We start from the raw sequence: 26,369 nt of genomic DNA on the forward strand, positions 1-26,369 counted from the left end.
GATGCGGGCCGCTCCGGGCCGCTGAGGAGCGGAGCCATCAATCCCGCGTCCCGTCAGCTCACCTTGACGGCTCGGCTGAACACCTCGGCCGTCGACTCCCGCCGCGGCGTCATCAGATTGCATCCGAGCGCCGTTGCCGCCCTGGGGATTCGGGAGTGGGACGCGGTGTCGCTGATCGGGTCGCGGACCACGGCGGCGGTCGCGGGCCTGGCCGGCCCGGGCACGCCGGTCGGCACCGTGTTGCTCGACGACGTGACGCTGTCGAACGCGGGGCTGCGGGAGGGGTCCGCGGTGGTCGTCGGCGCGGTCACGGTCTACGGCGCGCGGTCGGTGACGCTGTCCGGCTCGACGCTGGCCAGCCAGTCGATCACGCCGGACACGCTGCGCCAGGCCCTGCTCGGCAAGGTGCTCATGGTGGGCGACGCCGTGTCGCTGCTGCCCCGCGACCTGGGACCCGGCACGTCCAGCTCGGCCGCCACCCGGGCGCTGGCCACGGCGGTGGGCATCAGCTGGACCTCGGAGCTGTTGACCGTCACCGGTGTCGACCCCATGGGGCCGGTCAGCGTGCAGCCCAACTCGCTGGTCACCTGGGGCACCGGCGATGTCGCGTCCGGCGCCGCGACGCCGTCGCGGATCTCGGTCGAGGTCGCCCGGCCGGAGATGGTCGTCGAGGAGCTCAAGGGCACCCAGCCGCAGGCCGCCAAGCTCGTCGAATGGCTCAAGCTCGCGCTCGACGAACCGCACCTGCTCAAGACCCTGGGCGCCGGCACCAACCTCGGGGTGCTGGTGTCCGGCCCGGCCGGGGTGGGCAAGGTGACGCTGGTCCGCGCGGTCTGCGGCGATCGCCGGCTGGTCACGCTGGACGGCCCGGAGGTCGGCGCGCTGGCCGCCGAAGACCGCCTCAAGGCGGTGGCCTCGGCGGTGCAGACGGTGCGCGACGGCGGTGGCGTGCTGCTGATCACCGACGTCGACGCCCTGCTGCCGGCCGCCGCCGACCCGGTGGCCTCGCTGATTCTGGGCGAGCTGCGCACCGCGGTGGCCAGCGACGGCGTCGCGCTGATCGCCACCTCCGCGCGACCCGACCAGCTCGACGCCCGCCTGCGGGCGCCCGACCTGTGTGACCGCGAGCTGGGCCTGCCGCTGCCCGACGCCGCCACCCGCAAAGCGCTACTGGAGTCGCTGCTCAAGAACGTCCCCGCCGGCGGGCTGGATCTCGACGAGATCGCCTCACGCACACCGGGTTTCGTCGTCGCCGACCTGGCCGCGCTGGTGCGCGAGGCTGCGCTGCGGGCGGCGTCGCGGGCCAGCGCCGACGGCCGGCCCCCCGAGCTGAACCAGGAGGACCTGGTCGGCGCGCTGAGCGTCATCAGGCCGCTGTCCCGTTCGGCCAGTGAAGAAGTCAGCGTCGGCGACATCACCCTCGAGGACGTCGGCGACATGGCCGAGGCCCGCCAAGCGCTGACCGAGGCCGTGTTGTGGCCGCTGCAGCATCCCGACACCTTCGCCCGGCTGGGCGTCGACCCGCCGCGCGGCGTGTTGCTGTACGGCCCGCCCGGCTGCGGCAAGACATTCGTCGTGCGCGCGCTGGCCAGCACCGGGCAGCTGTCCGTGCACGCGGTCAAGGGCTCCGAGCTGATGGACAAGTGGGTGGGCAGTTCGGAAAAGGCGGTGCGCGAACTGTTTCGGCGCGCCCGGGATTCGGCGCCCTCGCTGGTCTTCCTCGACGAGGTCGACGCGCTCGCGCCGCGGCGCGGGCAGAGCTTCGACTCGGGCGTCACCGACCGGGTGGTGGCCGCGCTGCTGACCGAGCTCGACGGCGTCGATCCGCTGCGCGACGTCGTCGTCCTGGGCGCCACCAACCGCCCGGATCTCATCGACCCGGCGCTGCTGCGTCCCGGCCGGCTGGAGCGGCTGGTCTTCGTCGAACCCCCCGATGCCGCCGCCCGCCGCGACATCCTGCGCACCGCAGGCAAATCGGTTCCGCTGAGTGCCGACGTCGACCTCGACGAGGTGGCCGCCAGGCTCGACGGCTACAGCGCCGCCGACTGCGTGGCGCTGCTGCGGGAGGCCGCCCTCACGGCCATGCGCCGATCCCTCGATGCCACCGACGTGACGGCCGCCGATCTCGCGGCGGCGCGCGAAACCGTCCGCCCCTCATTGGATCCCGCGCAGGTCGAGTCCCTACGGGCGTTCGCCAAAGCTGTTTAGCACGGCCAGCGCCGAGGCGGCGACGTCCTTTTCGAGCCAGGACGGCATCGGGTCGTCGTGGGCGTGGCGGCGCACCACCGCGTAGGGCAGGTCGGCGACCGCGCGCGCGACGGCGTCGACGGAGCGCGGCCTGGCGTTCCCGTACAGCTGCCGGGCCAACACCGCGATCCGCTCGGTCAGCGGGGCGTTCATCGCGGTGAGCGTCTGCCGGAATGCCGCGTCGGGCTCCTCGTCGAGCAGGTCGCCCGGGCGGATCGTCAATAACAGCCGGGCGTCCTCGGGCAGGGCGCGCGCGAAGCCGACGGCCGCCACCGCCATCGCCACGGCCGTGTCCGCCGGCGTGTCCCCGTCGGCGGCCAGCGCCCGCGCCTGGAAGCGTTCCAGCGCCCGCAGCCACGCCGCCGTCAGGACGCCGTCGCGGTTGCCGAAGCGGTGATACAGCGTGCCCGCCGGCGCTCCACTGGTTTTCGCGATGGCGGCGACGCTGGCCGCGCGCGGTCCGCCGTCGAGCACCAGCGCCCGGGCGGCGTCGAGGATCACATCGGTTTCATGCTTCCGCGGAGGCGCCATGATCTAGTACAGTCCTTCTATATGGAACGATTACCCTATATCGACGAGCATGCCATAACCCTCGACGCGAACCGCGCAGACACGTGGTCGGCGCTGCTGCGGGTGATGTGCCGCGACCCGCATGACGCGACGACGGTGCCGGTCGGCTTCGTCCTGGACGAAGCGCGCGCACCGGCGCGGTTCGCGCTGAAGGGCCGCCACTGGTTCGCGATCTACCGGTGGGTGTTCGAGCTCGACGAACTCGACGGCACCGCCCGCACCCGGCTGCGCGCGGCGACCTGGGCCGCGTTCCCGGGCATCCACGGGAAGGCGTATCGGGCGCTCGTCATCGGCACCGGCGCGCACCGCGTCGCCGTAAGGTGGACGCTGAAACGCGTTGCGGCAAGGGTTCATTCACGTAGTACGCCGGTTCCGTGACGCCGGGCCTGACGTGGGGGGTCAGGCCCTGGGAGCGAACGACACCGCTGCCCTGCGACGGCGTCCTGCCCTCGGCCGGCGTCCGGGCCGACCGCGCGATCAGCATCGCCGCGCCCCCGTCGATCGTGTTCGGTTGGCTGTGCCAGTTGCGCGTGGCGCCTTACAGCTACGACAGCCTCGATAACCTCGGGCGCCGCAGCCCCCGCCGGCGCGACCCCGAGCTGACGCGACTTGCGGTCGGGCAGCGATTCATGACCATCTTCGTCTTGCGGTCGTTTCTCGACGGTCGGCAGATCACGTTGCGGTCCAAGGGTGTGGCCGTCACGTATGCGATCCGCCCCGAAGGGGAGGGCTCGCGGCTGCATGCGCGCGTGTTGTTCGCCGGGCCCCGGCTCCTCGCTCAGGCCCTGGCGCTGGGGGACCTGCTGATGATGCGCAAGCAGTTGCTCACGCTGAAGTCATTGGCCGAGACCGAAGCCGGCCACCGTCGGATTCCAGCTCTCACACCAGCGCGCTCCCATCCCAGAACGGGCTCAACCCACCCCAGACCCGGTTGGTGATGTGGTGGTCGAGGGTCCGCGTCGCATCGATGAGTGGGTGATCTTCACCGAGCACACGACCACCGTCATCGATGAGCTTTCGGGTGCGCGCCGCGGCCGGGTCGAATTCGTGGCCGTTCCATAGCCACCAGGCGAGGTAGTACCTCCATTGCAACGTTTCGATGTGATCGTTGCCCAGCGTGCGGGCGCAGCGGGCGAGCGCCCTTTTCACCTCCACCGCGTGTTCCATGAGATCCACGCGCTCGGAGCGTTGTTCGTCGGCGTCTTCGGCGACTTTGGCCACGGCGTCGTCGTCGAGATTGCCCGGGTCCATCCAGTCCCGCCCGGGCATGACATCGATCTCGCGGTCTTCGGATTCGGCGTCGACGAAGAGATCGAAAGCAATGTTGCGGGTCTCGTTGACGCTGTCCTCCCATTCGGCGCGGGCGGCGCCGAGTCTCTGGGCAGCCTCGACCGTCACGGGATGCTGCTCGCCGAGAACGCGCGCGAGATCCTCGGCCAGGACCTCCCATTCGGAAACTCGCTCGACCTCGTCGGCAGTCTCCGGTGTCCAGACAGCGCGGTTGTAGCGCGCGATCAGCGTGTGCTCGTGGTCGTGGCCGAGCGTGTTCTGCAGGGCCACGATCAGCTCGTCGAACTCGTTGAGGGTGTGATCATTGATACCCTCGGCCTCCCCCAGCCACGTCAGCCGCGACAGTTGCGCGGCCAGCGTGTGGGGATGATGCTCGCCGAGCAGACGCCGGCGGTAGCCGACGACGATCAACGCGTCGGTGCTGGCGCCGAAGGGGTCTCCGAGGTCGTGGCGTGCTTGTGCCACCCCGAAGGCGGCCGCCAAGGTCAATTCGTTACGGGGGCCGAAGACCCGAGTCTCGGCGCCGCACAACTGCACCCAGCGCAGCAGCCGGGCGGCGGGATCACCGCCGGCATCCTCGGCGGCGGCCAAAGTGTGGGTGACCCACAACGTGTCCGCTTGCTCGGCGCCGAGTACCCGGGTCATCACCGGGACGAGCTCGCGCAGCTCATCGACGCTGCCCTCGTCGCCGCGGTGGTAGCGCCAAATCGCGACCAGCCCCGCCACGCCAAGGGTGGAGGGATGTTCGTCTCCGAGTGTTTCGCGCCTGACGGCCAGCACCTGGCCGGCATCGTGGACGGCACCGAGGCTGTCCCCGGCGGTCCAGCGCGCGGACGCCAGCGCGAGCAGCGCGGTCAAGGTTGACTCGTGATGGGGCCCGAATGTGGCAAGCGCCGAGCGCCATTCCGTGTCGGCGCGCGCAACCGGATCGGCCGCGTCGGCGGGTTGATCTGGGCCGTCAGACATGTGCACTCCTTTTCGTCATGCCAGTCTCCGGCTCCCGAGCCCGCGCCGCCAGTCACCGGCGGTAAGGACTTCGCAGCCGCGAACCAGCCGCGTCGATAGGTTGGACCGCATGACCGAGCATCCAACGGCACTTCAGATCGTCGAGGGAATCGATTTGTCCGGCAAGACATGTGTGATCACCGGCGCGTCGTCGGGACTGGGCCGCGAGTCGGCCCGGGCGCTGGCCGCCGGGGGCGCGCACGTCATCCTGGCCGCACGCAACCCCGAAGCGCTGGCGGAGACGGCCCGGTGGATCGCGTCCGAGGTTCCGGCTGCCCGGACGTCGACGGTATCGCTCGACCTCACCGACCTGTCCAGCGTGCGCGCGGCGGCGAGCGCGGTCGCCGGCATCACGCCGGTCGTCGACGTGTTGATGAACAACGCCGGCGTGATGTTCACACCCTTTGGCCGGACCCGGGACGGCTTCGAACTGCAAATCGGGACAAACCATTTCGGGCATTTCGAGCTCACCCGGCTGCTGATCCCCCAGCTCACCGCCGCCGGCGCCGCCCGGGTGGTGATCCTGTCGTCCGGTGGCCACGTGATGGGTGACGTCGACGTCGACGACCCCAACTGGGAGCGTCGCGAATACGACAAGTTCGCCGCCTACGGCGCCTCCAAGACGGCGAACGTCCTGCATGCGATCGAAGCCGACCGGCGCCTGCGCGACGCGGGAATTCGCGCCTACGCCGTGCATCCGGGCACCGTGGCGACCGCGCTCGCGCGGTACATGTCGCGCTCGGACTTCTCCGCGCTGCGCAGCCTCGTCGCCGAAAACAGCCGCGAGCCCTCCGACGGCTTCCTCGATTTCGTCATGCCCGAACACGGTGCGGCAACGCAGGTATGGGCCGCGGTAAGCCCCGACCTCGCCGGCCGCGGCGGCCTCTACCTGCAGGACTGCGGGATCGGTGAGGCAGCGCCGCACGCTCGCGACGAGCGGCGCGCGGCGCAACTGTGGGAGCTCTCCGAAAGGCTTTGCGCCGCGCACTGATTCGGTCACGGTTCGGGAAGCGGTGTCCAATCTTGCGACAGCCGCGCGGTGAAATTCGGCGGGCGGCGGTCCAGGAAGGCGGCGACGCCCTCAGCGGCGTCGGCGCCGCCCATCACCCGCTCGTGCAACCGGGTCTCCAGCGCGGCGACCTGCCGCGGTGTGTAGTGATGGATCGCGCTGTCCCACAGCAGGCGTTTACACAGCGCGACCGACATCGGGGCCACGTTGACCGCGATGTCGCGGGCCGCCGTCAGCGCGTCGTCGAGGACCCGCTCGCCGGGCAGGGCCCGATTGGCGATCCCGAGCGTCACGGCCTCGGCCCCGCCGAACGTCCGGCCGGTGAGCAGGATGTCGGCGGCCACCCCCAGGGTGGTCAACTGGGTCAGCGTCCAGTGCGCCATGCAGTCGGGGATCACGCCCCGCCGTACCTGCACCACACCGTATTTGGCGTCCTCGGCCAGGATCCGGATGTCCGCCTGTAACGCGATCGTGAGGCCGATTCCGATGGCGTGGCCGTTGACCGCGGCGATCACCGGTTTGCGCAATTCGAAGGCCGCCGGGGTGATCGGCGACGCCGAGAACGTGCCGTCGGCGGCGGGCGCATCGAACAGGCTTGCGCCACAGGAGAAGTCGGCGCCGGCGCAAAAGGCGCGTCCCGCCCCGGTCACCACGATGGCCCGCACGTCGTCGTCCTCGTCGCACTCCCGGTACGCGCGGCTCAGCAGGGCGCCCATCTCGGCGGTGTAGGCGTTGAGCTGTTCGGGGCGGTTGAGCGTGAGTATCGCGACGCCGGAGTCGATTTCGACCGTCAGGTCATCGCTCATGGCAGGGCCGGCGCCCGGTGCAGGGCGCCGATCAGGTCGGCGATGTCGGCGTCGCGCGGCGTGTAGCCGGGGAAGTAACAGCACACCTCCCCGGCGTGCTCGCCGAACCGGCCGGCGATCTGCCGCGCGCATTCCTCGGGCGTTCCGACGATCCCGATCCGGGCCACCATCTCGTCGCTGACCAGGCGGCGCATCTCGGCGAAGCGGCCCTGCTTGGACAGGGCGTTGAGCTCGGGCTGGACATCGTCCCAGCCCTCGACCTGCAGCACCGGCAGGTAGGCCGGCGTCGAGCCGTAAAACGCGATGAGGGACGCCACGCCGTTGACCGCGGCCGCCAGATCCGCCTCGTCGCGGCCGACGGCAACCATGGCCTGGGCGATGACGGTGAACTCACCGAACGCCCGGCCCGAACGGCGCAGCCCGTCGGCGATCGCGGGCACGGTGCGTTCGGCGAAATGGCGGGCGCTGTTGAACGGCATCACCAACAATCCGTCGGCGACCTCGGCGGCGGTACGGGTCATCACCGGGCCCAGCGCGCCCAGTAGCACCGGCGGCGGCCCGAACGGGTTGGGCCCGGGGTTGAAGTTGGGCGCCATCACGGTGTGCGTGTAGAACTCGCCGCGAAAGTCCAAGCGGCCCTGGTCCTCCCACGCGGCGAAGATCGCCTTGATCGCGGCGATGGCCTCGGCCATGCGGGCCGCGGGCTTGTCCCATTTACTGCCATAACGCTTTTCGATGTGCACCTTGATCTGGGAGCCGAGGCCGAGGCGGAACCGCCCGCCGCTGTAGCACTGCAGGTCGTAGGCCGAGTGCGCCAGGTGCAACGGGCTGCGCGGCGGCGCGATCGCCACGTTCGTCATGAGGTCCAGGCCGGTCGTGCCGGCGGCGAGGAGCAGCGGGAAGAAGACGTCGTGCTGGCCTTCGAACGTGAACAGGCCATCCGCGCCCGTGGCGGCGATGTCGGCGGCGCTGGCCGCCGCACCCGCCGGTGAACCGTCCACCTGCAGGTGAACCTTCATCGTAAGCTCCTGTCGCGCAGTTCTATTCGGAGAGCTGAAACTCGACTACCTCGGCGACCGCGTTCACGGCTTCGCTCAGCGCGGCGAGGCGCTCGGCGGCCGTCGGGGCCGCCAGCACCGTGTAGCGGTCGGCCGTGCCGATCGGGATGCGCGAGGCCAACGCGAACAGGCGCTCCCCCGCCGGGGCCTGGGGGTCGTGACCCAACAGCACCTCGCGGCCGGGCAGGGTGATCCCGCGCGCCTGCGCGATCCGCTCGAACAGGGCCACCGCGCGGTCTTCGACGTCGAGCAACTGGGCCGGCGAGACCTCGGGTCCCGGCTCGTCGGGCCATAACGTGATCCGCGCGCGCGGATAGGGATCGTCGGGCAGCCATTCGCGCACCCGGATCCGTTCCCCGGTCCGGCAGCGCAGCGCGTAGCGGCCGGCGCCCTGGTCGACGCATTCGGTGATCCGCGACAGCACGCCGACGTCGCAACGCTCCTCACCGCCGCCCACCTCGCGCCCCCGCGAGATCAGCACCACCCCGAATGGGTCGCCCGTGTCCACGCAGTGCCGCACCAGCGCCCCGTAACGGGGCTCGAAGATCCGCAGCGGCAGGTCCTGGTCGGGCAGCAGCGCCGACTCGAGCGGAAACATCGCCAGCTCAAGGGATTCCATCATCAGATTTCCAGCTCGGACACCAGGGCGTCGACGACCGCGCGCAGGTCGCCGTCATGTTCCTCGGCCACCCGGCGCTGGCGCTGGTAGGACGCGCCCTGCCGGGGTATCTCGGCCACCGCGGCGAGCTCGTCGACGCAGTTCAACTTCTTCGCGACCGGCTCCAGCCGGTTCAGCACGTCGTCGAGATCCTCGGTGACCAATCGCTCGTTGCTGTCGGCGTCCAGGATGATCACCGCGTCCAGGCCGTAGCGCGCCGCGCGCCATTTGTTCTCCTGGTTGTGCCACGGCGGCATGCTGGGCAACGACTCGTCGGCTTCGAGCCTGCGGTCCAAATCGACCACCAGGCAATGCGTGAGCGCGACCAGCGCGCCCAGCTCCCGCAGGTTGGACACGCCGTCGCAGATCCGCATCTCGAGCGTGCCCAGGTGCGGGGAAGGCCTGATGTCCCAACGGACTTCGTCGACGTGGTCGATGATGCCGGTCTTCTTCTGGTCGTAGACGAACCCCTCGAACTCCGACCAGGTCTGGAACTGAAACGGCAGCCCGGCGGTGGGCAGCTGCTGAAACATCATCGCCCGGTTGCTGGCGTACCCGGTGTCCACGCCGGTCCACCACGGTGAGGACGCCGACAGCGCCAACAGGTGCGGGTAGTAGTTCAGCAGCGACGTCATGATCGGCATCACCTTGTTCGGCGAGGAGATCCCGACGTGCACGTGCACACCCCAGATCAGCATTTGCCGTCCCCACCACTGGGTGCGCTTGATCAGCTCAGCGTAGCGCGCTCCGGCGGTGAGCTTCTGGGTGGTCCACTGCGCGAACGGATGTGCGCCGGCGCAGAAGAGCTCCATGCCCCGATCCCGCACGATGCGCCGCGCCGGGCCCAGGGTCTGCCGCAGGTCCTCCATCGCTTCGCCCGCGGTTTGGCAGATGCCGGTGACGACCTCGACGGTGTTGCGCAGCAATTCCTTGTGCACACGCGGGTTTTCGCCGATCTCGGCGATCACCGCGGTGGCTTCGTTGCTCAGGTCGCGGGTCTGCGCGTCGACGAGCGCGAACTCCCACTCCACCCCGATGGTCGGCCGTGACGAACGGGCGAAATCGATGCGCGCGTCACGCCTTTTAGCCGGCACCGATGACACCGCATGCCACCCGCTTGCCGGCGTCACCGGTGCTCTTCGTCGTCTCGTCGGGGCCCGGCGTGCCGTTGGTCTGGTTGTAGCGCTCGGCGGGGATGTTGGCGAAGTTGTCCGCGTCGGCGTGAATGATGATCGCGGTCTTCTGACCGGTGAGCAGGTCCTCCATGGCGAACGCGTCGGTGGTGGTCACCAACGTCCCGGAACCGTCCTTGCGCACCTGCAGGGAGGTCAGGTCCCCGCTGGCGGGTTCGGTGGCGTGTCCGGGCACCTGGAAGTGCCCACCGGCGGACAGGAAGTCGCCGGGCGCACCGCCATTCGGGGCGACCGAGTTGGGCTCGCACTTGCCCACCTTGTGGATGTGGACGCCGTGAAAGCCGGGCGCGAGTACGCCGTTGGCGGTCGTCTCGATGGTGACCGTCGCGTAGCCGTTGTTGAATTCGAACTTCGCGATCGCGACCTGGGTGCCGTCCGGTGCCTTCAGGTGCGTGGTGACGGTAGGCACCTCCGCCGGCCCCGCCTCCGCGGCCTTGGCGCCCGACGGCGACGGCGATCCCGTCCAGATCGCGGGCGTGGTGCCCGGGACGGACGACGCGTACTGCGGCGTCGAGCAGGCGCCCAGCAGCGCGGCGCAACCGGCCAGAACCAGGGAGGGGGGCAGCTTAGCCATAGCCAGCAGCCTAGCCCGGTGACGATGCGAGCCGGAACGGCTCGCTGAGGAGGCGGGCAATCGAACCGCGCCCGGTGACGATGCGAGCCGGAACGGCTCGCTGAGGAGCCGGGCAATCAAACCCGGCGCTTATCTAGCCCGCGACGAGGACGATGACACCCGGCGGCTCCCCGCTCAGCGCGGGAATGCGCGGTTCGACGGGGGCGCCCAGCTTCTTGCCGATCGCATCGGCGGTGGCGTGTTCGTCGTCGGCGTCGGTGTAGTAGACCGTGGTGGACGAGACGTCGGGCACGGTCATGTTGTCGACCTTGGTGACCTTGAAGCCGGCGGACGTCAGCTGGTCTCCGGTGCGCGCGGCGACGCCCTCTTTGGTGGAGATGTTGTACACCTGCACCTCGGCCTGGGTGGCGGCCGGCTTGTTGCTCGTCGACGTGGCCGACGCGGTAGCGGTCGCGCTCGGTACCGGCGACGCCGAATCGTCGTCAGAGCTCCCGGAGGTGCCCAGCGCCTGCCAGCCGAGCAGCAGGAAGATGACGCCGAGGAACAGCAGCACCATCACCATGGCCCGCAAGGGCAGCCCAGTGGAGTCGGGAACTCGTTCTTTCATCGAGCCCTACTGTAACGAGTCAGGTCACCTCGAAGCCGAGACGCCGCGCCGCCCGTGCCTTCTGCCTGCTGGCGCGCAGCCGGCGTAACCGTTTCACCAGCATCGGATCGGCCGCCAGCGCCTCAGGCCGGTCAACGAGCGCGTTGAGCACCTGGTAGTACCGCGTCGCCGACATCGAGAACAACTCCTTGATTGCGTCTTCCTTCACACCGGCGAACTTCCACCACTGGCGTTCGAAGGCCAGGATGTCGTGTTCGCGGCGGGTAAGGCCATCGGCGACCTCAGAATCGTCCCCCGATCGATTTGCCCGCGCCATGGCGCTGTCCATATTGCTTCCCCTGGACCCTTTCGGCGAATTCCGAACTGCTCGAATGACTTGACTTAGCTAAGGGCGTGTTTCGGCGAATATTGAAACACGCCCCAAACCCTCAAGCCGTCATCCAGACCCGCGAGTCGGCCGATTGGCCTAATTGCCCACCCCGAAGATCGGCGGCTGAGCAGCCCACGGGCGTGCGGTAGCTTAGCCGACCATGGCAGTCGTTCCGATCCGCATTGTGGGAGATCCCGTCCTGCATACCCCGACGAAGCCGGTGCCCGTCGCTGCCGACGGTTCGCTGCCCGCGGAGCTGCCGGCGTTGATCGCCGACCTGTACGACACCATGGACGCCGCGCACGGGGTCGGGCTGGCGGCCAACCAGATCGGGGTCGGCTTGCGGGTCTTCGTCTACGACTGCGCCGACGAACGCGGGCGCACCGAGCGCCGGCGCGGCGTCGTGGTCAATCCGGTGCTGGAGACCTCCGAAGTACCCGAGACCATGCCCGACCCGGACAACGACGACGAGGGCTGCCTGTCCGTCCCCGGCGAGTCGTTCCCCACCGGCCGGGCGAAGTGGGCCCGGGTCACCGGGCTGGACGCCGACGGCAACCCGGTCACCCTCGAGGGCAACGACCTGTTCGCCCGCATGCTGCAGCACGAGACCGGACACCTCGACGGCTTCCTGTATCTGGATCGCCTCGTCGGCCGGCATGCCCGTAGCGCGAAACGCGCCGTCAAATCCCACAACTGGGGCGTCCCCGGCCTCTCGTGGATGCCCGGCGAGGGACCGGACCCGTTCGGTCACTGATGATCTCGTGGCCGGCCCTGGGAACGCGGGTGATGGTTCGTTACCGGCTCGCCGAAGGATCGGTACCGCCGTTGACCGACGCGGTGGGGCACCTGCTTGCGGTCGACCCGGTGGTGCGGCTGCAGACGAAAACGGGCGCGGTCGTCGAGTGTTCGCCCGCCGATGTGGTGATGCTGCGGGTGCTGACCTTCGCGCCGGTGCGCACCTCCGACATCCGCGCGCTCGAGCACGCGGCGGCCATGGCCTGGCCCGGCGTCGAACACGCCTGGCTTGAGGGCTGGCTGCTGCGGGCCGGCTCCCCAACCGGAAAGGGCACCGAGCTGCCCGCGAATTCAGCGGTGCCGCTGGATCTTTCGGCTCGCCTGGGTACCGTACCGGCGATCGTGGACTGGTACGAGCGCCGCGGCCTGACACCGCGGCTGGCGATACCCGATCGGTTGTTGTCGGTGCCGACCGGTTCGACGGGTGAACAGCCCGAAAGCGTGCTGGTGCGCGACGTGTCGGAAACGGCCGCGCGCGAACCCGACCCGTCCGCCGGCCTCTCGGCGCGCCCCGACGATGCCTGGCTGTCGATTTTCGGGCCCGAGGTCGACGTCGACGTGCTCACCGCGGTGGGCAACGGCGAGCTCATGTTCGGGACACTGGGCGGCGCGGCGGTCGCGCGTGCCGCGGTGACCGACGCCCCCGACGGCGCGCGCTGGATCGGGCTGTCGGCGATCCGCGGCGACGACCGGGCCGCGATGGCCTTGTGCGAAGCGTTGTTGGCGTGGGGCGCCGGTCGCGGCGCCACGCGCGGCTACGTCGCCGTCCCCGACGCCGAGGCCGACACCGGGTGGCTGGGCTTCCGCCTGCACCACCACCGCCGCTACTTCCCGGTCCGGCAGGGCGCCTGAAATGCGGATCGCCACCTGGAACGTCAATTCGATCCGCTCCCGGCTGCCGCGCGTCCTCGACTGGCTGGCCCGCACGGACGTCGACGTGCTGGCCATGCAGGAGACCAAGTGTTCCGACAGCCAATTCCCGACCCTGCCGTTCTTTGAACTCGGCTACGAGGTCGCCCATGTCGGTTTCAACCAGTGGAACGGCGTGGCGATCGCGTCCCGCGTCGGCCTCGACGACGTGCAGATCGGATTCGACGGCCAGCCGACCTGGAGCGGCAAGCCGGAGGTCGCCGCAGTCGCGGAGGCCCGCGCGCTGGCCGCCACCTGCGGCGGCGTGCGGTTGTGGAGCCTCTACGTTCCCAACGGCCGTGCGCTGGGCGACCCGCACTACGCCTACAAGCTCGATTGGCTTGCCGCGCTGCGTGATTCGGCGGAAGGATGGTTGCGCGACGACCCCGGCGCCGCGATCGCGCTGGCCGGCGACTGGAATATCGCTCCACAGGACGACGACGTGTGGAGCATGGAGTTCTTTGCCGGCGCCACGCACGTCTCCGCACCGGAGCGCCGCGCGTTCAACGCGATCGTCGAGGCGCAATTCACCGACCTGGTACGGCCTTTCGCGCCGGGGCCCGGCGTCTACACGTACTGGGACTACACCCGGCTGCGGTTCCCGAAGCGGCAGGGCATGCGCATCGACTTCATCCTGGGCTCACCGGCATTGGCGAGTCGCGTGACCGACGCGCGGATCGACCGCGAGGAACGCAAAGGCAAGGCCGCCAGCGATCACGCGCCCGTGCTCGTCGATCTGCGCGTCGACTGACGCCGCGACCCGGCGTAGGCTAACTGGCAGCGCAATTCCGTAGATCCCCTCAACTGTGCGATCCACGGTATACATGAAAACAGCGAACGCGAATTGCATGAATACGAAATTGGGCCAGGGAGTCAACATGGGTGTCGTCGACGGAGCGGTTCGCAGCGTGGGGCGAACACTGAATCGTGCGGCATCGGTCACCACCTCCACTGCCGGCGCGGTCGGCGGAGCGGCGGTGAACGGTGTCGTCGGCGGCATCAAGGGCGCCGCGGACGGCATTCAGCAGGGCATCAGCAAGGGCAGCAAATCGACGACGGCCGCCGCGGTGGGCCTGGGAGCGCTCGGCGCCATCGGCCTGATCGAGTGGCCGGTGCTGCTCGCGGTCGGCGGCGGGGCGCTGGTGTTGCAGCGGATCGCCCGCCAGCAGAAGGAGTCGGCCCCGCCGTCCAGGGCAAAGCTGACGACGGTGCCGACCAAGCCCGAACCCGAGCCCCAGACGCGCAAATCGCCGCCGCAAAAGGCCCCCACCAAGCGGGCGGCCGCCAGTAAACCGGCCAAGAAGGCCACCGGCCGCCGCGCCGGCAGCGCCGCGCTGCGCAGCACCAACTGACACGGAATCCTTACTGAACCCTTGAGTATCACAACGTCTCTGCGACGGTCGCTGCCGTCGCGACTGATTTCTGCGGGCCTGCAGGCGACAACCGAGCTGGCGCGAGCCGGGATCGAAACCGGTATCGACGTCGCGACGATCCCCCTGCGCGAGGGGGCCAAGGCGCTGTCCGGCGAACTCTCCCGCGCCACGTTGCGCCGGCATTGCTGGCGTGGCAACGGCCGCGCGTGGATCGAGGTGCGCGGGCTGGCGGACGGGGCCGACGGCCCACTCGGTCCGACCGTGCTCGAGGCGATCCTGGCCCATCCCGGCGTGGCGTCAGCAAAGCTGAATCGTCCCCTGTCCCGGGTGGTGGTGGACCTCGACGACCCGGACACCTCGCTGAGCGACCTCTGCCGCGTCGTCGAGGAAGCCGAAAACCGTTGCCCGCCAACGCAAGATGCCGGCCAACCGGTGTCGGCGAGCCTGCCGGGCGACGGCCTGGTGCTGGCGACCAGGGCGGTCACCGTGGCCGCCAATGCGGCCGGGCTGGGCGTCGCGCTCTTCGGCCGGGCCACGCGGCTACCCCGGCTGCCGGTCACCATCGCCGCGGGCATCACGTTCTTCGACTACCAGCCCTGGCTGCGCCGTCGGCTCGAAGACCGCATCGGCGGCCCCGCCACCGACACGGTGATGACGCTGGTGCAGGCGACCAGCCAGACGCTCTCGCAGTCGCCGACGTCGCTGTCGCTGGGGCTGACGATGCAGTCGCTGAAGGTCGCCGAGTGCCGTGCCGAGGCACGAGCCTGGGAGCAGCATGAGCCCGAGCTGGCGCGCCACGCCGACCAACCGCTGGCCCACCGCTCGCCGCGGCCGCAGCCGTCGAGGGGCATGGAGCGCGCGCCCGGTCGCTTCGCCCTCCTTCAGGCGCTCAGCGCCGGCGCGATCGGCGCCGGCACCCGCAACCTGAACATGGCCGCCACCGCGGTGCAGGTGACCACCCCCAAGGCCAACCGGACCACCCCCGAGGCGTTCGCCGCGACGCTGGGCCGCGGCCTGGCCGAGCGACATTCGGTGTTGCCGTTGCGGCCCGAAAGCCTGCGCCGGCTGAACAAGGTCGACACCATCGTCATCGACCCCCGCGTGTTGTGTACCGACACGTTGCGGGTGTCCCGCATCCGCGGCGCGGACGACAGCGAGCTACCCGCGGCGTGGAATCGCGCCCAGCTCATGCTGGAGAACAGCGGCCTGCGCGCCGGCTGGCGCAAGGTGTCCGGCATATCGAGCGGCCGGTCCGGTGCCCAGGTCGAGGCGCTGTTCCTGCCCGCCCACGATCCGCTGGCCTCCGCCGTCGTCGGCGAGGCCAACCGCGCCGGGGCGCAACTGGTGACGGTCGACCACGAGTCGCTCGACGAGTTGCGGCCGGCGTTCGACGAGGTCCGGCCGCTGAAGAGCGGGACCGACAAGTCCATCGACGACGCGCTGGCCGCCGCGGTGGACGACCTGCAGGAGGCCGGCCGCACCGTGGCCGTGCTGTCGTCGACTGCCGCACAAGCCATTTCGTCGGCGCACTTGGCGCTCGGCGTGTTGCCGCAGGACGGCGTGGGTGCCCCGCTGTGGAACGCCGATCTGCTGTTGCCGGATCTTCAGGCCGCCTGGCGGGTGCTGCACGCGCTGCCCGCGGCCGCGGCGGCGACCCAGCGCGGCATCGGGATTTCGGCCGGCGCCACCGCGATGGGGTCGCTGTTCATGATCCCGGGCGTGCGGGGCAACCTCGGATCCGAAACGGTGAACGTCGGCGCGGCGGCCGGTCTGCTCTCGGGGTACCTGCTCGCCCGCGGGGTCCTGGGCGCGGACACCCCGCGCCCGGCGGCCATGCACGAATGGCACGCGATGTCGGTCGAGCAGGTCCGTAAGGCGTTGCCCGAGCAGGATTCCGCGGCGCCCGTCCCGACGGAGCGAGGCACCCCCGCGGCCCTGCGGCTGGCGGAGACGCCCGCGCAGGCGGTGTGGCAGCTCGCCAAGGCGGTGCGCGCCGAATTGTCCGACCCGCTGACCCCGGTGATGGCGCTCGGCTCGGCCGCCAGCGCCGTGCTCGGTTCGCCCGTCGACGCGATGTTGGTCGGCACCGTGCTCACCGGCAACTCGATCCTGGCCGCCGCGCAGCGGCTGCGCGCCGAGAAGCGGTTGAGTTATCTACTGGCCCAACAGACTCCGCCCGCCCGGAAGGTCATCGTCGGCCCGGACGGCGCGCGCACGTACACGCTCGTCGACGCCGCGCAACTGCGGCCGGGCGACGTCATCGAGGTACGCACGCACGAGGTGGTGCCCGCCGACGCCCGCGTCATCGAAGAGGTCGACGTCGAGGTCGACGAATCGGCGCTCACCGGCGAATCGCTGTCGGTCGAGAAGCAGGTCGAGGCGACGCCCGGCGCGCCGCTCGCCGAGCGTCGCTGCATGGTGTTCGCCGGTACCACCGTGGTGGCCGGCACCGCGCTGGCCCTGGTGACCGCGGTCGGGCCCGACACCCAGCAGCGCCGCGCCGCCGACCTCATCTCCGGCGAGCTGTCCTCCGACATCGGTCTGCAGCACCAGCTCGGCCAGCTGACCACCAAGGCGCTCCCGGTGAGCATCACCGGCGGCGCGCTGGTCGGCGCGCTCGGGCTGCTGCGCCGCCTCCCCCTGCAGCACGCGGTCGGCAGCGCCATCGCCATCGCGGTCGCCGCCGTCCCCGAGGGAATGCCGCTGGTGGCCACGCTGGCCCAGGCGTCGTCGGCGCGACGGCTCACGAAGTTCGGTGCGCTGGTGCGGGTTCCGCGCTCGGTCGAGGCGCTCGGCCGCATCGAGGTGGTGTGCTTCGACAAGACCGGAACGCTCAGCGAAAACCGCCTGCGCGTCTCGCAGGTCCATCCCGCGCCCGGGTACTCGCGCGAGGAGGTGCTGCGCTGCGCCGTGCACGCCGCGCCGGTGACCAACGGCGGCACCCAGGTGCACGCCACCGATGTCGCCATCGTCGAGGCCGGTTCGGCCGTTGACGGCTCGGCGTCCGCACCGCCGACCGCGCACCTGCCGTTCCGCTCCGGCAGGTCCTTCTCCGCCTCGGTGACCGGCACCGAGCTGACCGTCAAGGGCGCGCCCGAAGTGGTCCTGGCCGCCAGCGGGGACACCGGCGCGATGGAAGGCACGGTCGCCGAACTCGCCGCCGGCGGCCTGCGCGTCATCGCGGTGGCGCGCCGCGAGCTGACCGCCCAACAGGCCCGGGCGATCGCGGAAAACCCCGATGACATCGCCGAGTACTGCACCGGCGGGCTGACGTTGACCGGCTTCCTCGGCCTGTCCGACACCCCGCGCGCCGAGGCCGCGAAATTGCTCGCCGACCTCGGCGGCCTCGGGGTGGGCGTGAAGCTGATCACCGGCGACCATCCGATCACCGCCAAGGCCATCGCCGCCGAGCTGGGGCTCAACGTGACCGCCGATCAGGTCATCAGCGGCGCCGAATGGGAGGCCTTGTCGCGCAAGGACCAGGAGCGCGTCGCGGCGGAGCGGGTGATCTTCGCCCGCATGACACCGGAGAACAAGGTCCAGGTTGTCCAGGCGCTGGAGAACGCGGACGTGCGGACGGCGATGGTCGGCGATGGCGCCAACGACGCCGCCGCCATCCGGTCCGCCACGGTCGGCATCGGCGTGGTCGCCCATGGCAGCGACCCCGCGCACCTGGTGGCCGACGTGGTGCTGGTCGACGGCAGGATCGACGCGCTCATGGAGGCCATCCGGGAAGGACACCAGCTGTGGCGGCGGGTGCAGTCGGCGGTGTCGGTGCTGCTCGGCGGCAACGCCGGCGAGGTGATCTTCGCGATCATCGGCAGCGCGATCACCGGCACGTCGCCCCTGAACACGCGCCAGCTGCTGCTGGTCAACACGATGACCGACGCGCTGCCGGCCGCCGCGCTCGCGGTCAGCAAGCCCAGCGGTCCGATCGACCCGCGGCTGCGCGGCGCGGATCAGGCCGCGCTGTGGCAGGCGGTCACCATCCGCGGCGTCACCACGGCGGCGGCGACGACGGCGGCGTGGGCGATGGCGGGCCTGTCCGGCCCGCTCAGTAGTCCGCAACGCGCCTCGACCGTCGCACTGGTCGCGCTGGTGGGGACCGAACTGGGCCAGACGCTGGTGGAGTCTCAGGCCCCGCTGGTGGTGCTCACCGCGCTGGGTTCACTCGGCCTGGTGGGGGTCCTGATCAGCACGCCGGGCGTCAGCCAGCTGCTCGGCTGTACGCCACTCGGACCGTTCGGCTGGGCCCAGGGCCTGGGCGCCGCCGCGGCGGCGACGGTCGCGACCGGCGTGCTGTCACGTGCGCTGACGGGTCGGGACAAATCAAACCCGGAGCCGCCGCCGGATCCCGCCGAGCCTCCCGCTCCGAGTTCCGAATCTCGACCACCCCGGCGCGCCACAACAGCGCATAGAGTTCCAGTAACGGCACCCTGAGCACCGAAGCAATCGACGAAACTAGCGGATCGCCCCCGGTGCCTGTCATCGTCGACATAGGTCCGACGTTGTACGCGTGACCCAGCGAGGCGGGAAACCCTTCGTTACCGAAAGGCAAATGATGGCGGAAAAGAAGTCGCGGCGCCAGACGTCCCAGCGCGATGCGGTGGAGAAGATCCGCGAGGGCGAAACGTTTGTGGTGAACCTGCCGGCGATCGGCCAGGTGCAGATTCCCCGGCCCGAGCAGCTGGCCTACTTCGGGGGGTTGGCCGCACTGGCGGCGTTCGAACTCATCGACTGGCCGGTGGCCGTCGTGATCGCCGCCGGACACCTGCTGGCGAGCAACCACCACAACAAGCTTCTCGAGGAACTCGGCGAGGCGATGGAGGAGGTCTGACCTCGTAGCGCCACCGGCAGCGTCGGGCCTGTCGCCGCAGCCGACGTCGAGATCCTAGTCGGCGGGCTCGGACGAAATCCGTTCGTGCACGGTCAGCAGCAAATGGTCGAACTGGCTTTGCACGGCCGTCGACGGCGCCGGCAGGTTGGCCATTTCGTCGAGCAGCTGCTTGGCCAGCGCACGCAGTTTCACGTTGGTCTCCTGCGAGCGCCACTGCAGCACGCGGAAGGCCTGTTGTGCGCTGACCCGGTAGACGGACATCAGCACACCCTTGGCCTGTTCGATGGCCGCGCGGCTCTCGACCAGATCCGGCAGCGCCTCGTCGAGCACCTCCTGGCGGGTCTCGTCGAGGGTGTCGGTGAGGTCGATGTAATAGCCCTCGGTGCCCAGCACGGCGCCCGACTCGTCCAGCATGCGGTCGGCGACGACGATCGCGTCGTGCACCGTGCCCGCGGTGTCGAGGAATCGGTGCCGGCTCGAGAACGATCCCTCCGACTGCAGCGCGTAGTCCAGCAACTCCTGGACGTGCGCGCGGTCGTCGGGATGCTTGTGCGACAACAGCAGTTGGGTCGTCGGCTCCACGTCGTCGGGTTCGTAGCCGTGCATCCTGGCGACCTCGTCGGACCATTCCCAGCGTTGTCCCCCGAACCAGAAGCGGAAGGTGCCGATGTTCAGGTATTCGGACGGCCCGCGGGACCGCGCGCCATCGCCGTTCGTGGACGGGTCGCCAGCTTGCACGTTTGCATCTTTCCACTCGGGGGACGTCCTCGGCTACCGCCCCGGAAGATGGGCCGTCGCCCTGCCATGTGTTCCGGCGTGGGGGTAACGTCGCGTGCGGACCCATCCATCAACGCGGGAGCGCATGCCGAGTGCGCTGAGAGGACGGCTCGGGGCCGTCGACCGTACGAACCTGACCGGGTAATGCCGGCGTAGGGAGATGAAAAATGACCGAGACCCTCTCGGGAACCGCTGCACCCTCCGTGACCACCGGCCCGATTGCGGGCAGCCACAAGATCTATCGCGATGTTGCCGGCGGACGGGTTCCGTTCCGCCGGGTCGACCTGTCCAATGGCGATCACTTCGATCTTTACGACACTTCGGGCCCCTACACCGATCCGGACGCGACGATCGACCTGGCGGCCGGGCTGCCGGCGCGGCCGGGTGTGGTTCGCGACCGCGGCACTCAGTTGCAGCGCGCCCGCGCGGGCGAGATCACCGCGGAGATGGCGTTCATCGCCGCGCGCGAGGGCATGCCCGCCGAGCTGGTGCGCGACGAGGTCGCCCGCGGGCGCGCGGTGATCCCGGCCAATCACAACCACCCCGAGATCGAGCCGATGATCATCGGCAAGGCGTTTGCGACCAAGGTCAACGCGAACATCGGCAACTCGGCGGTGACGTCCTCGATCGCGGAGGAGGTCGACAAGATGGTGTGGGCCACCCGGTGGGGTGCGGACACCATCATGGACCTGTCCACCGGCAAGAACATCCACGAAACCCGCGAGTGGATCATGCGCAACTCGCCGGTGCCGGTGGGGACCGTGCCGATCTACCAGGCGCTGGAAAAGGTCAAGGGGGATCCGACCGAGCTGACGTGGGAGATCTACCGCGACACCGTGATCGAGCAGTGCGAGCAGGGCGTGGACTACATGACGGTGCACGCCGGTGTGCTGCTGCGCTACGTGCCGCTGACCGCCAAGCGCGTCACCGGCATCGTGTCGCGCGGCGGCTCGATCATGGCCGCCTGGTGCCTGGCGCATCACCGGGAGTCGTTCCTGTACACCAACTTCGAGGAATTGTGCGAGATCTTCGCCCGCTACGACGTCACCTTCTCCCTCGGTGACGGGCTGCGGCCGGGCTCGATCGCCGACGCCAACGACGCCGCGCAGTTCGCCGAGCTGCGCACTCTCGGTGAGCTGACCAAGATCGCGAAATCCCATGGCGTGCAGGTCATGATCGAGGGCCCGGGCCACGTCCCGATGCACAAGATCGTCGAGAACGTGCGGCTGGAAGAGGAGTGGTGCGAGGAGGCCCCGTTCTACACGCTGGGCCCGCTGGCCACCGATATCGCCCCGGCGTATGACCACATCACCTCGGCGATCGGCGCGGCGATCATCGCCCAGGCCGGCACCGCGATGTTGTGCTACGTGACGCCCAAGGAGCACCTGGGGCTGCCGGACCGCAAGGACGTCAAGGACGGGGTGATCGCCTACAAGATCGCCGCGCACGCCGGCGACCTGGCCAAGGGGCATCCGCACGCCCAGGAGCGCGACAACGCATTGAGCCAGGCGCGCTTCGAGTTTCGCTGGAACGACCAGTTCGCCCTGTCGCTGGATCCCGACACCGCGCGGGAGTACCACGACGAGACGCTGCCCGCCGAACCCGCCAAGACCGCGCACTTCTGCTCGATGTGCGGGCCGAAGTTCTGCTCGATGCGCATCACCGCAGATGTGCGGGCGTACGCGGCGGAACACGGCCTGGACAGCGAGGAAGCGATCGAGGCGGTCATGTCCGAGGGCATGGCGGAGAAGTCTCGCGAGTTCGCCGAGCACGGCAATCGGGTGTATCTGCCGCTGGCACAGCAGTGACCGCAAGCGCGGCTGCGGTGACCGCAAGCGCGGCTGTGGCGATCGCAAGCGCGACTGTGGCGATCGCAAGCGCGGCACAGCCGGGCGCAGCGGGTCGCCGCCATCCACAACAGTGAGTTTCTTGCCGCTGCCCGCGCCGGGCACGACGCCCCTGCGGGTGTTGTCGATCGCCGGGTCGGACTCCGGGGGCGGCGCGGGCATCCAAGCCGATATGCGCACCATGGCGTTGTTGGGTGTGCATGCTTGCGTCGCCGTGACCGCGGTGACCGTGCAGAACACCGTGGGAGTCAAGAGCTTTCACGAGATTCCCGATGACGTCGTCGCCGGCCAGATCGAGGCGGTGGTCGGCGACATCGGCATCCAGGCCGCCAAGACCGGGATGCTCGCGTCGCCACGCATCATCGACACCGTCGCCACCACCTGGCGCCGGCTCGGACTGACCGTCCCGCTCGTCGTCGACCCGGTGGCGGCCTCCATGCACGGCGACGCGCTCATGGCGCCGGCCGCCCTGGATTCGCTTCGGAATCAATTGTTTCCGTTGGCGACGCTGGTGACGCCGAACCTCGACGAGGTAAGGCTGCTGGTGGACATCGACGTCGTGGACCCGGCGTCGCAGCGGGCGGCGGCCAAGGCCCTGCATGCGCTCGGCCCGCGGTGGGTGTTGGTCAAGGGCGGCCACCTGCGCTCGTCGGACCGCAGCTGTGACCTGCTCTATGACGGCACCTCCTACCACGAGTTCGACGCGGAGCGGATCGCGACCGGCAACGACCACGGCGGCGGGGACACCCTGGCCAGCGCGGCGGCTTGCGCACTCGCGCACGGCCTCACCGTGCCGGAAGCGGTCGGTTTCGGGAAGCGGTGGGTCACCGAATCTCTGCGTGCCTCCTATCCCCTGGGCCACGGCCACGGCCCCGTCTCGCCGCTGTTTAGGCTGTCATGATGGCTCGCCCCCTCGATCAGATCGCGGGCATCGCGCACGAACCGGACGATGCAAGTCGCCCAGAAGGGGTCGTGGTTCTGACCCACGGCGCCGGTGGCAACCGGGATTCTCCACTGCTGCAACAGGTTTGCGACGAATGGGCCCAACGGGGCTGGCTGGCGGTGCGCTATAACCTGCCCTACCGCCGCCGGCGCCCCACCGGCCCGCCATCCGGGTCGGCCGCCACCGATCGCGCCGGCATCGTCGAGGCGATCACGGTGTGCCGCGACCTCGCCCCCGGGCCGCTGATCGCCGGCGGGCATTCCTACGGCGGCCGGCAGACATCCATGGTGGTTGCCGCCGGCGAGGCCCCGGTGGACGTGCTGACGCTGTTCTCCTACCCGCTGCACCCGCCGGGCAAGCCGGAGCGCCTGCGCACCGAGCATCTGCCCGACATCACGGTGCCGACGGTGTTCACCCACGGAACCTCGGATCCCTTCGGCACGCCCGACGAGCTGCGCACCGCGGCCGCGCTGATCGGCGGAACGACCGCCGTCGTCGAGATCGCCAGCGCCCGACACGATCTGCGGTCCAAGACGCTGAACGTCCCGGCCCTGGCCGTGGATGCCGCGCTACAGCTGCTCGGACGGGAATAGACAGTCCGAACTGGACAGTTTTGGCTGTCTAATTTAGGGTGGTGCCGTGGATGGCATCAGCGACTCCGCGGCAGCGGCGGCACGCGATATCCGGGTGGTGTTCAGCCGGCTGCGGCGCCGATTGAAGGACATCGCGGTCGACGGTTTGACACCGTCGCAGACGGCGGTGCTCACGCGGCTTTGGAAGGAGGGGCCGTCGTCGGCCAGCGCATTGGCCGGCGCGGAACAGGTGCGTCCCCAGTCGATGGCCACCATCCTGGCCGGATTGGGGCAGCGGGGGCTCATCGAACGCTCCCCGGACCCGAACGATGGTCGGCGACAGGTGGTCTCGCTGACCCCGGCGGGGAGAAAGCGCGCCGAGAGCGACCGTCGGGCCCGGGAGGAATGGCTGGCCCGGACCATCCAGGAGCGCTACACCGAGGCGGAGCGGCGCGTCATCGTCGACGCGCTGTCGCTACTCGAGCGCTTGACCGAACACTGAGAAAGGGGCGTCATCGCAATGGAATTGGGATTGCACTTCATCGACTTTCTACCCGGAGACCCGGCGCGACTGGGCCCGACGCTGGCCGACGCGGCCAAGGCCGCCGAGCAGGGCGGCGCCACGTTGTTCACCCTGGCCGATCACTTCTTCCAAATGGAAGAGCTTGGCCCGGCCCAGGACCCGTTCCTCGAGGGCTACACGTCGCTGGGGTTCTTGGCCGCCCAGACCGCCACGATCGACCTGACCCTGCTGGTCACCGGGGTGACCTACCGCCACCCGGGCGTGTTGGCCAAAACGGTCATCACCCTGGACGTGTTGTCGCAAGGCCGATCGATGCTGGGGCTGGGTGCGGCCTGGTACGAGCGTGAGCACACCGCGCTGGGCATTCCGTATCCGCCGCTGAGCGCGCGCTTCGAAATGCTCGAGGAGACGTTGCAGATCTGCCGGCAGATGTGGAGTCACGACGACGGCCCGTATGAAGGCGCGCACTATCGGCTGGCCGAGACGATCTGTGTGCCGCAACCGATTCGGCGTCCCCCGATCCTGATCGGCGGGGATGGCGAGAAGAAGACGCTGCGCCTGGTCGCGCAGTATGCCGACATCTGGAACAGCATGTCGAATGACGTCGAGGAGCTCGAGCACAAGATCGACGTGCTGCACCGGCACTGCGACGCGGTGGGCAGGAACCCCGCCGACATTCGTAAGACGTCCGGCGGTCTCGCGACGACGGACCCGTTCGAGAACATCGACGAGTACCTGAAGACCGTGGAACGCTACGCCAGACTCGGTGTGGACATGATCAATGTCGGCCCGCTGCCGGGCAATCCGGACCCGGTCGGGTTCGTCCGCCGCCTGGGTGACGAGGTGATTCCCCGGCTGGCCGAAATAGGCTGATGCGCGGGGTCTTTCGTTATCCCGGATAACGGGAGTAACACGCGTCCGCGTTGCCGGTCACGCCACCACGGAACGCGGCGATGCGGGTGAAGCCGGCGGGGACGCTGGTGCCGTCCGCGTCGCTGGCCACCAGGTGATTGGTGAGTAGCCCGGCGACCGCTTCGTCGAGATCGCCGGCGGTGAGCTGCAATTGGTTGTGCGAGGGCAGCTCGATGGGTTCGGCCATCTTGCGGTGCGCCACGCCGGTCAGGCATGCGGTGCGCAGAGCGGTCCACGGGCTCTGCATCGGCAGGCCGCGCTCATGCTGCACCGCCAGTGCGTATCTCGACATCACGAGGGACAGGGCCGTGTCGTCGCCTTGCGGCAGGGACTGTTCGCTCTCGTCGGCGACCCTGCCCATGACGGCGAGCTTGGGCAGGTCGACCGCGATGGTGTTGGTGCCCGGACAGTAGGACGCCGGCGGGGTGGGTTTGGCGTCCGGGCAATTGGCGGGCTGGTAGGACACCACCGGCGGATTGGCCGGGGCGAAGATCTTGCCCAGCAGTTCCATCAGGGTCGACAGGGTGTCCTGGTTGATCGGGACCTCGCCGGTCTCCGGCGCTCCGGTGCTGAAGTCGACCCGCAGGGCGTTCGGCAGATCGCCGCGGCGCTGCTCGATCTCCCTGCGGTCGATCGCCGCGCACGCCGAGGCGCCGGTGAGGAAACCCATTTGGAAGGCGCTGATCCGGTCCAGGGCCGAGCCGTGTGCGTCGTCGTTCTCGGTCTCACTGTCCATCATAGGGTCACGCGTGGTGATGATTCCGGCCAGCACGTGGTCGAGGCCGTCGGCGGTGCTCAGCGTGAAGCGCGGCGACTTGCCGTCGGCGACCCAGAACAGATAGACGCCGGCGAAGCAGTCGGCCTGCTGTTCGTGGACGATGGTCGGGTCCCGTCTGGTCACGAGCTTCGCCATCTGCTGCAACGCGTGCCCGAATTCGTGGGCGAGCACGCCGGTGACGGACATGTCGCCGAAGTACTTTTGCGCGACGGGCATGAACACGCCGCGGTCCCAGGCGATCAGGTTGCAGCGCGACGTGTAGAAGGCGTTGACGAGCTTGTAGGTGTCGTTGTGGCACACGATCGGACTGCCCGGGTCGTTGGAGTCGTAGGACACCATCTTGCTGACGGGAGCGAAGGTGCCCTTGAGCGATCGGCTGTACGCCGACTGCCAGTAGTCCTCGATGTCGTTGACCGAGAGCAACGCCAACCTGTCGATGGGTCCGTTGTCGGTGTTGAGCACCTTGCCGGTGGGGCTGGGTGCGTTCGAGCGGATCCCGCTGGGCCCGTTGGTCGCGGGCAGCCCGCCCACCAGGAACGGGTCGTTGAGCATCGACAGCGCGCGCCCGTCGACGAATGTCGTGCAGCCGGCCACCACCAGCACCGCCGCCGCCCAGACCAGTGCCGACCTGAGCGCATGGCTATTCATGACCAACCTCATCCCGACCGGCGACACGGCAGCACCAAGGGGACTCATTCTAGAGGTGCCGACCGTCC

At 69.7% G+C, this 26,369-nt stretch carries 26 protein-coding genes, 1 pseudogene and 1 riboswitch; of the genes and pseudogenes, 15 read left to right on the forward strand and 12 right to left on the reverse strand.

What is annotated here, in order from left to right; all coding sequences use genetic code 11:
* Positions 1-36 precede the first annotated feature (36 nt).
* Positions 37-2,208 carry an AAA family ATPase gene (locus tag OCU_RS47280; protein ID WP_026071168.1) on the forward strand — a complete coding sequence of 724 codons (2,172 nt, stop codon included), beginning with the start codon at positions 37-39 and terminating at the stop codon, positions 2,206-2,208.
* On the opposite strand, the gene OCU_RS47285 is transcribed toward OCU_RS47280, so the two are convergent.
* A complete protein-coding gene (locus OCU_RS47285) occupies positions 2,182-2,778 on the reverse strand; it encodes a TetR/AcrR family transcriptional regulator (protein WP_009952557.1) in 597 nt (198 codons plus the stop codon). The two genes, OCU_RS47280 and OCU_RS47285, sit on opposite strands and share 27 nt — an antisense overlap.
* A gap of 21 nt (positions 2,779-2,799) precedes the next feature.
* On the opposite strand from OCU_RS47285, the gene OCU_RS47290 reads away from it, so the two are divergent.
* Together OCU_RS47290 and OCU_RS47295 are read left to right on the forward strand one after the other, a co-directional pair.
* A complete protein-coding gene (locus OCU_RS47290) occupies positions 2,800-3,195 on the forward strand; it encodes a hypothetical protein (protein WP_014381261.1) in 396 nt (131 codons plus the stop codon).
* Positions 3,192-3,755, forward strand: a complete 564-nt coding sequence (locus tag OCU_RS47295; RefSeq protein ID WP_036454036.1) for a hypothetical protein — start codon at positions 3,192-3,194, stop codon at positions 3,753-3,755. Before OCU_RS47290 ends, OCU_RS47295 begins: the two co-directional genes overlap by 4 nt.
* Here OCU_RS47295 and OCU_RS47300 read toward each other — a convergent pair.
* Positions 3,697-5,073, reverse strand: a complete 1,377-nt coding sequence (locus OCU_RS47300; RefSeq protein ID WP_225337356.1) for a tetratricopeptide repeat protein — start codon at positions 5,071-5,073, stop codon at positions 3,697-3,699. The two genes, OCU_RS47295 and OCU_RS47300, sit on opposite strands and share 59 nt — an antisense overlap.
* A 109-nt stretch (positions 5,074-5,182) precedes the next feature.
* Between OCU_RS47300 and OCU_RS47305 the strand changes: the two genes are divergently transcribed.
* Positions 5,183-6,103, forward strand: coding sequence for an SDR family NAD(P)-dependent oxidoreductase (locus OCU_RS47305; RefSeq protein WP_014943007.1), 921 nt, complete (start codon positions 5,183-5,185; stop codon positions 6,101-6,103).
* A gap of 5 nt (positions 6,104-6,108) precedes the next feature.
* Here the strand turns inward: OCU_RS47305 and OCU_RS47310 are convergent, their stop codons facing one another.
* The 7 genes from OCU_RS47310 to OCU_RS47340 all read right to left on the reverse strand — a co-directional run bounded on the left by OCU_RS47310 (position 6,109) and on the right by OCU_RS47340 (position 11,345).
* Complete coding sequence (locus tag OCU_RS47310) at positions 6,109-6,927, reverse strand: enoyl-CoA hydratase-related protein (protein ID WP_014381264.1); 819 nt, start codon at positions 6,925-6,927, stop codon at positions 6,109-6,111.
* Complete coding sequence (locus OCU_RS47315) at positions 6,924-7,946, reverse strand: TIGR03617 family F420-dependent LLM class oxidoreductase (protein WP_014381265.1); 1,023 nt, start codon at positions 7,944-7,946, stop codon at positions 6,924-6,926. The genes OCU_RS47310 and OCU_RS47315 overlap by 4 nt, the downstream gene beginning before the upstream one ends.
* A 22-nt stretch (positions 7,947-7,968) precedes the next feature.
* Positions 7,969-8,607, reverse strand: coding sequence for an LON peptidase substrate-binding domain-containing protein (locus tag OCU_RS47320; RefSeq protein WP_009952566.1), 639 nt, complete (start codon positions 8,605-8,607; stop codon positions 7,969-7,971).
* Entirely contained in the window at positions 8,607-9,737 is a 1,131-nt protein-coding gene (locus tag OCU_RS47325; protein ID WP_008261359.1) for a glutamate--cysteine ligase, read from the reverse strand. Before OCU_RS47325 ends, OCU_RS47320 begins: the two co-directional genes overlap by 1 nt.
* Positions 9,727-10,410 (reverse strand): superoxide dismutase[Cu-Zn], encoded by a 684-nt coding sequence (gene sodC / locus OCU_RS47330; RefSeq protein ID WP_009952568.1) that lies wholly within the window; start codon positions 10,408-10,410, stop codon positions 9,727-9,729. Before sodC ends, OCU_RS47325 begins: the two co-directional genes overlap by 11 nt.
* 133 nt (positions 10,411-10,543) lie before the next feature.
* Positions 10,544-11,017, reverse strand: coding sequence for a LytR C-terminal domain-containing protein (locus OCU_RS47335; protein ID WP_026071166.1), 474 nt, complete (start codon positions 11,015-11,017; stop codon positions 10,544-10,546).
* A gap of 19 nt (positions 11,018-11,036) precedes the next feature.
* Positions 11,037-11,345, reverse strand: coding sequence for a DUF3263 domain-containing protein (locus OCU_RS47340; protein ID WP_008261362.1), 309 nt, complete (start codon positions 11,343-11,345; stop codon positions 11,037-11,039).
* Positions 11,346-11,547: 202 nt separating this feature from the next.
* Between OCU_RS47340 and OCU_RS47345 the strand changes: the two genes are divergently transcribed.
* From OCU_RS47345 to OCU_RS47365, 5 genes are all read left to right on the forward strand, one after another.
* A complete protein-coding gene (locus OCU_RS47345) occupies positions 11,548-12,141 on the forward strand; it encodes a peptide deformylase (RefSeq protein ID WP_008261364.1) in 594 nt (197 codons plus the stop codon).
* On the forward strand, positions 12,141-13,034 hold the full coding sequence (locus OCU_RS47350; RefSeq protein ID WP_014381266.1) for an N-acetylglutamate synthase, CG3035 family: 894 nt from the start codon (positions 12,141-12,143) through the stop codon (positions 13,032-13,034). The genes OCU_RS47345 and OCU_RS47350 overlap by 1 nt, the downstream gene beginning before the upstream one ends.
* 1 nt (position 13,035) lies before the next feature.
* Positions 13,036-13,842, forward strand: coding sequence for an exodeoxyribonuclease III (locus tag OCU_RS47355; RefSeq protein ID WP_009952573.1), 807 nt, complete (start codon positions 13,036-13,038; stop codon positions 13,840-13,842).
* 127 nt (positions 13,843-13,969) lie between these two features.
* Positions 13,970-14,443 carry a hypothetical protein gene (locus OCU_RS47360; RefSeq protein ID WP_008261371.1) on the forward strand — a complete coding sequence of 158 codons (474 nt, stop codon included), beginning with the start codon at positions 13,970-13,972 and terminating at the stop codon, positions 14,441-14,443.
* Positions 14,444-14,464: 21 nt separating this feature from the next.
* Positions 14,465-18,904 carry a cation-translocating P-type ATPase gene (locus tag OCU_RS47365; RefSeq protein ID WP_014381267.1) on the forward strand — a complete coding sequence of 1,480 codons (4,440 nt, stop codon included), beginning with the start codon at positions 14,465-14,467 and terminating at the stop codon, positions 18,902-18,904.
* On the opposite strand, the pseudogene OCU_RS51925 reads toward OCU_RS47365, so the two are convergent.
* Positions 18,885-18,962 (reverse strand): annotated as a pseudogene (locus OCU_RS51925) (hypothetical protein); the annotation flags it as partial. The gene OCU_RS47365 and the pseudogene OCU_RS51925 sit on opposite strands and share 20 nt — an antisense overlap.
* 63 nt (positions 18,963-19,025) lie before the next feature.
* Here OCU_RS51925 and OCU_RS47370 point away from each other — a divergent pair.
* A complete protein-coding gene (locus tag OCU_RS47370; RefSeq protein WP_008261377.1) occupies positions 19,026-19,301 on the forward strand; it encodes a hypothetical protein in 276 nt (91 codons plus the stop codon).
* Between the two features lie 54 nt (positions 19,302-19,355).
* Here OCU_RS47370 and OCU_RS47375 read toward each other — a convergent pair whose 3' ends face one another.
* On the reverse strand, positions 19,356-20,039 hold the full coding sequence (locus OCU_RS47375) for a PAS and ANTAR domain-containing protein (protein ID WP_009952577.1): 684 nt from the start codon (positions 20,037-20,039) through the stop codon (positions 19,356-19,358).
* 104 nt (positions 20,040-20,143) lie between these two features.
* Positions 20,144-20,254, forward strand: a riboswitch (TPP riboswitch).
* Between OCU_RS47375 and thiC the strand changes: the two genes are divergently transcribed.
* The 5 genes from thiC to OCU_RS47400 all read left to right on the forward strand — a co-directional run bounded on the left by thiC (position 20,246) and on the right by OCU_RS47400 (position 24,836).
* Entirely contained in the window at positions 20,246-21,886 is a 1,641-nt protein-coding gene (thiC, locus tag OCU_RS47380; RefSeq protein ID WP_008261381.1) for a phosphomethylpyrimidine synthase ThiC, read from the forward strand. Its footprint overlaps the riboswitch before it by 9 nt.
* Before the next feature lie 112 nt (positions 21,887-21,998).
* Positions 21,999-22,826: a bifunctional hydroxymethylpyrimidine kinase/phosphomethylpyrimidine kinase gene (gene thiD / locus OCU_RS47385; protein WP_009952578.1), complete on the forward strand. Its 828-nt coding sequence runs from the start codon at positions 21,999-22,001 to the stop codon at positions 22,824-22,826.
* Entirely contained in the window at positions 22,826-23,461 is a 636-nt protein-coding gene (locus OCU_RS47390; RefSeq protein WP_009952579.1) for an alpha/beta hydrolase family protein, read from the forward strand. The genes thiD and OCU_RS47390 overlap by 1 nt, the downstream gene beginning before the upstream one ends.
* A 46-nt stretch (positions 23,462-23,507) precedes the next feature.
* The gene (locus OCU_RS47395) at positions 23,508-23,942 is read left to right on the forward strand and encodes a MarR family winged helix-turn-helix transcriptional regulator (RefSeq protein ID WP_008261391.1); all 435 of its coding nucleotides are present in this window, start codon (positions 23,508-23,510) and stop codon (positions 23,940-23,942) included.
* 18 nt (positions 23,943-23,960) lie between these two features.
* Positions 23,961-24,836, forward strand: a complete 876-nt coding sequence (locus tag OCU_RS47400; RefSeq protein WP_009952581.1) for an LLM class F420-dependent oxidoreductase — start codon at positions 23,961-23,963, stop codon at positions 24,834-24,836.
* Positions 24,837-24,852: 16 nt separating this feature from the next.
* On the opposite strand, the gene OCU_RS47405 is transcribed toward OCU_RS47400, so the two are convergent.
* Positions 24,853-26,301, reverse strand: a complete 1,449-nt coding sequence (locus OCU_RS47405) for a neutral zinc metallopeptidase (RefSeq protein ID WP_009952582.1) — start codon at positions 26,299-26,301, stop codon at positions 24,853-24,855.
* Positions 26,302-26,369: the final 68 nt, after the last annotated feature.

Origin of the sequence: Mycobacterium intracellulare ATCC 13950, assembly GCF_000277125.1 — a bacterium.
Classification (GTDB): Bacteria; Actinomycetota; Actinomycetes; order Mycobacteriales; family Mycobacteriaceae; genus Mycobacterium; species Mycobacterium intracellulare.

Bases quoted from the DNA above. Each gene is read 5' to 3' on its own strand.
- OCU_RS47390 (WP_009952579.1), top strand. From the start codon at position 22,826: ATGGCTCGCCCCCTCGATCAGATCGCGGGCATCGCGCACGAACCGGAC.
- OCU_RS47350 (WP_014381266.1), top strand. From the start codon at position 12,141: ATGATCTCGTGGCCGGCCCTGGGAACGCGGGTGATGGTTCGTTACCGG.
- OCU_RS47340 (WP_008261362.1), bottom strand. From the start codon at position 11,345: ATGGACAGCGCCATGGCGCGGGCAAATCGATCGGGGGACGATTCTGAG.
- OCU_RS47360 (WP_008261371.1), top strand. From the start codon at position 13,970: ATGGGTGTCGTCGACGGAGCGGTTCGCAGCGTGGGGCGAACACTGAAT.
- OCU_RS47355 (WP_009952573.1), top strand. From the start codon at position 13,036: ATGCGGATCGCCACCTGGAACGTCAATTCGATCCGCTCCCGGCTGCCG.
- OCU_RS47315 (WP_014381265.1), bottom strand. From the start codon at position 7,946: ATGAAGGTTCACCTGCAGGTGGACGGTTCACCGGCGGGTGCGGCGGCC.
- OCU_RS47300 (WP_225337356.1), bottom strand. From the start codon at position 5,073: ATGTCTGACGGCCCAGATCAACCCGCCGACGCGGCCGATCCGGTTGCG.
- OCU_RS47290 (WP_014381261.1), top strand. From the start codon at position 2,800: ATGGAACGATTACCCTATATCGACGAGCATGCCATAACCCTCGACGCG.
- OCU_RS47285 (WP_009952557.1), bottom strand. From the start codon at position 2,778: ATGGCGCCTCCGCGGAAGCATGAAACCGATGTGATCCTCGACGCCGCC.
- OCU_RS47345 (WP_008261364.1), top strand. From the start codon at position 11,548: ATGGCAGTCGTTCCGATCCGCATTGTGGGAGATCCCGTCCTGCATACC.
- OCU_RS47370 (WP_008261377.1), top strand. From the start codon at position 19,026: ATGGCGGAAAAGAAGTCGCGGCGCCAGACGTCCCAGCGCGATGCGGTG.
- OCU_RS47305 (WP_014943007.1), top strand. From the start codon at position 5,183: ATGACCGAGCATCCAACGGCACTTCAGATCGTCGAGGGAATCGATTTG.
- OCU_RS47320 (WP_009952566.1), bottom strand. From the start codon at position 8,607: ATGATGGAATCCCTTGAGCTGGCGATGTTTCCGCTCGAGTCGGCGCTG.
- OCU_RS47335 (WP_026071166.1), bottom strand. From the start codon at position 11,017: ATGAAAGAACGAGTTCCCGACTCCACTGGGCTGCCCTTGCGGGCCATG.
- OCU_RS47405 (WP_009952582.1), bottom strand. From the start codon at position 26,301: ATGAATAGCCATGCGCTCAGGTCGGCACTGGTCTGGGCGGCGGCGGTG.
- thiC (WP_008261381.1), top strand. From the start codon at position 20,246: ATGACCGAGACCCTCTCGGGAACCGCTGCACCCTCCGTGACCACCGGC.
- OCU_RS47310 (WP_014381264.1), bottom strand. From the start codon at position 6,927: ATGAGCGATGACCTGACGGTCGAAATCGACTCCGGCGTCGCGATACTC.
- OCU_RS47400 (WP_009952581.1), top strand. From the start codon at position 23,961: ATGGAATTGGGATTGCACTTCATCGACTTTCTACCCGGAGACCCGGCG.
- sodC (WP_009952568.1), bottom strand. From the start codon at position 10,410: ATGGCTAAGCTGCCCCCCTCCCTGGTTCTGGCCGGTTGCGCCGCGCTG.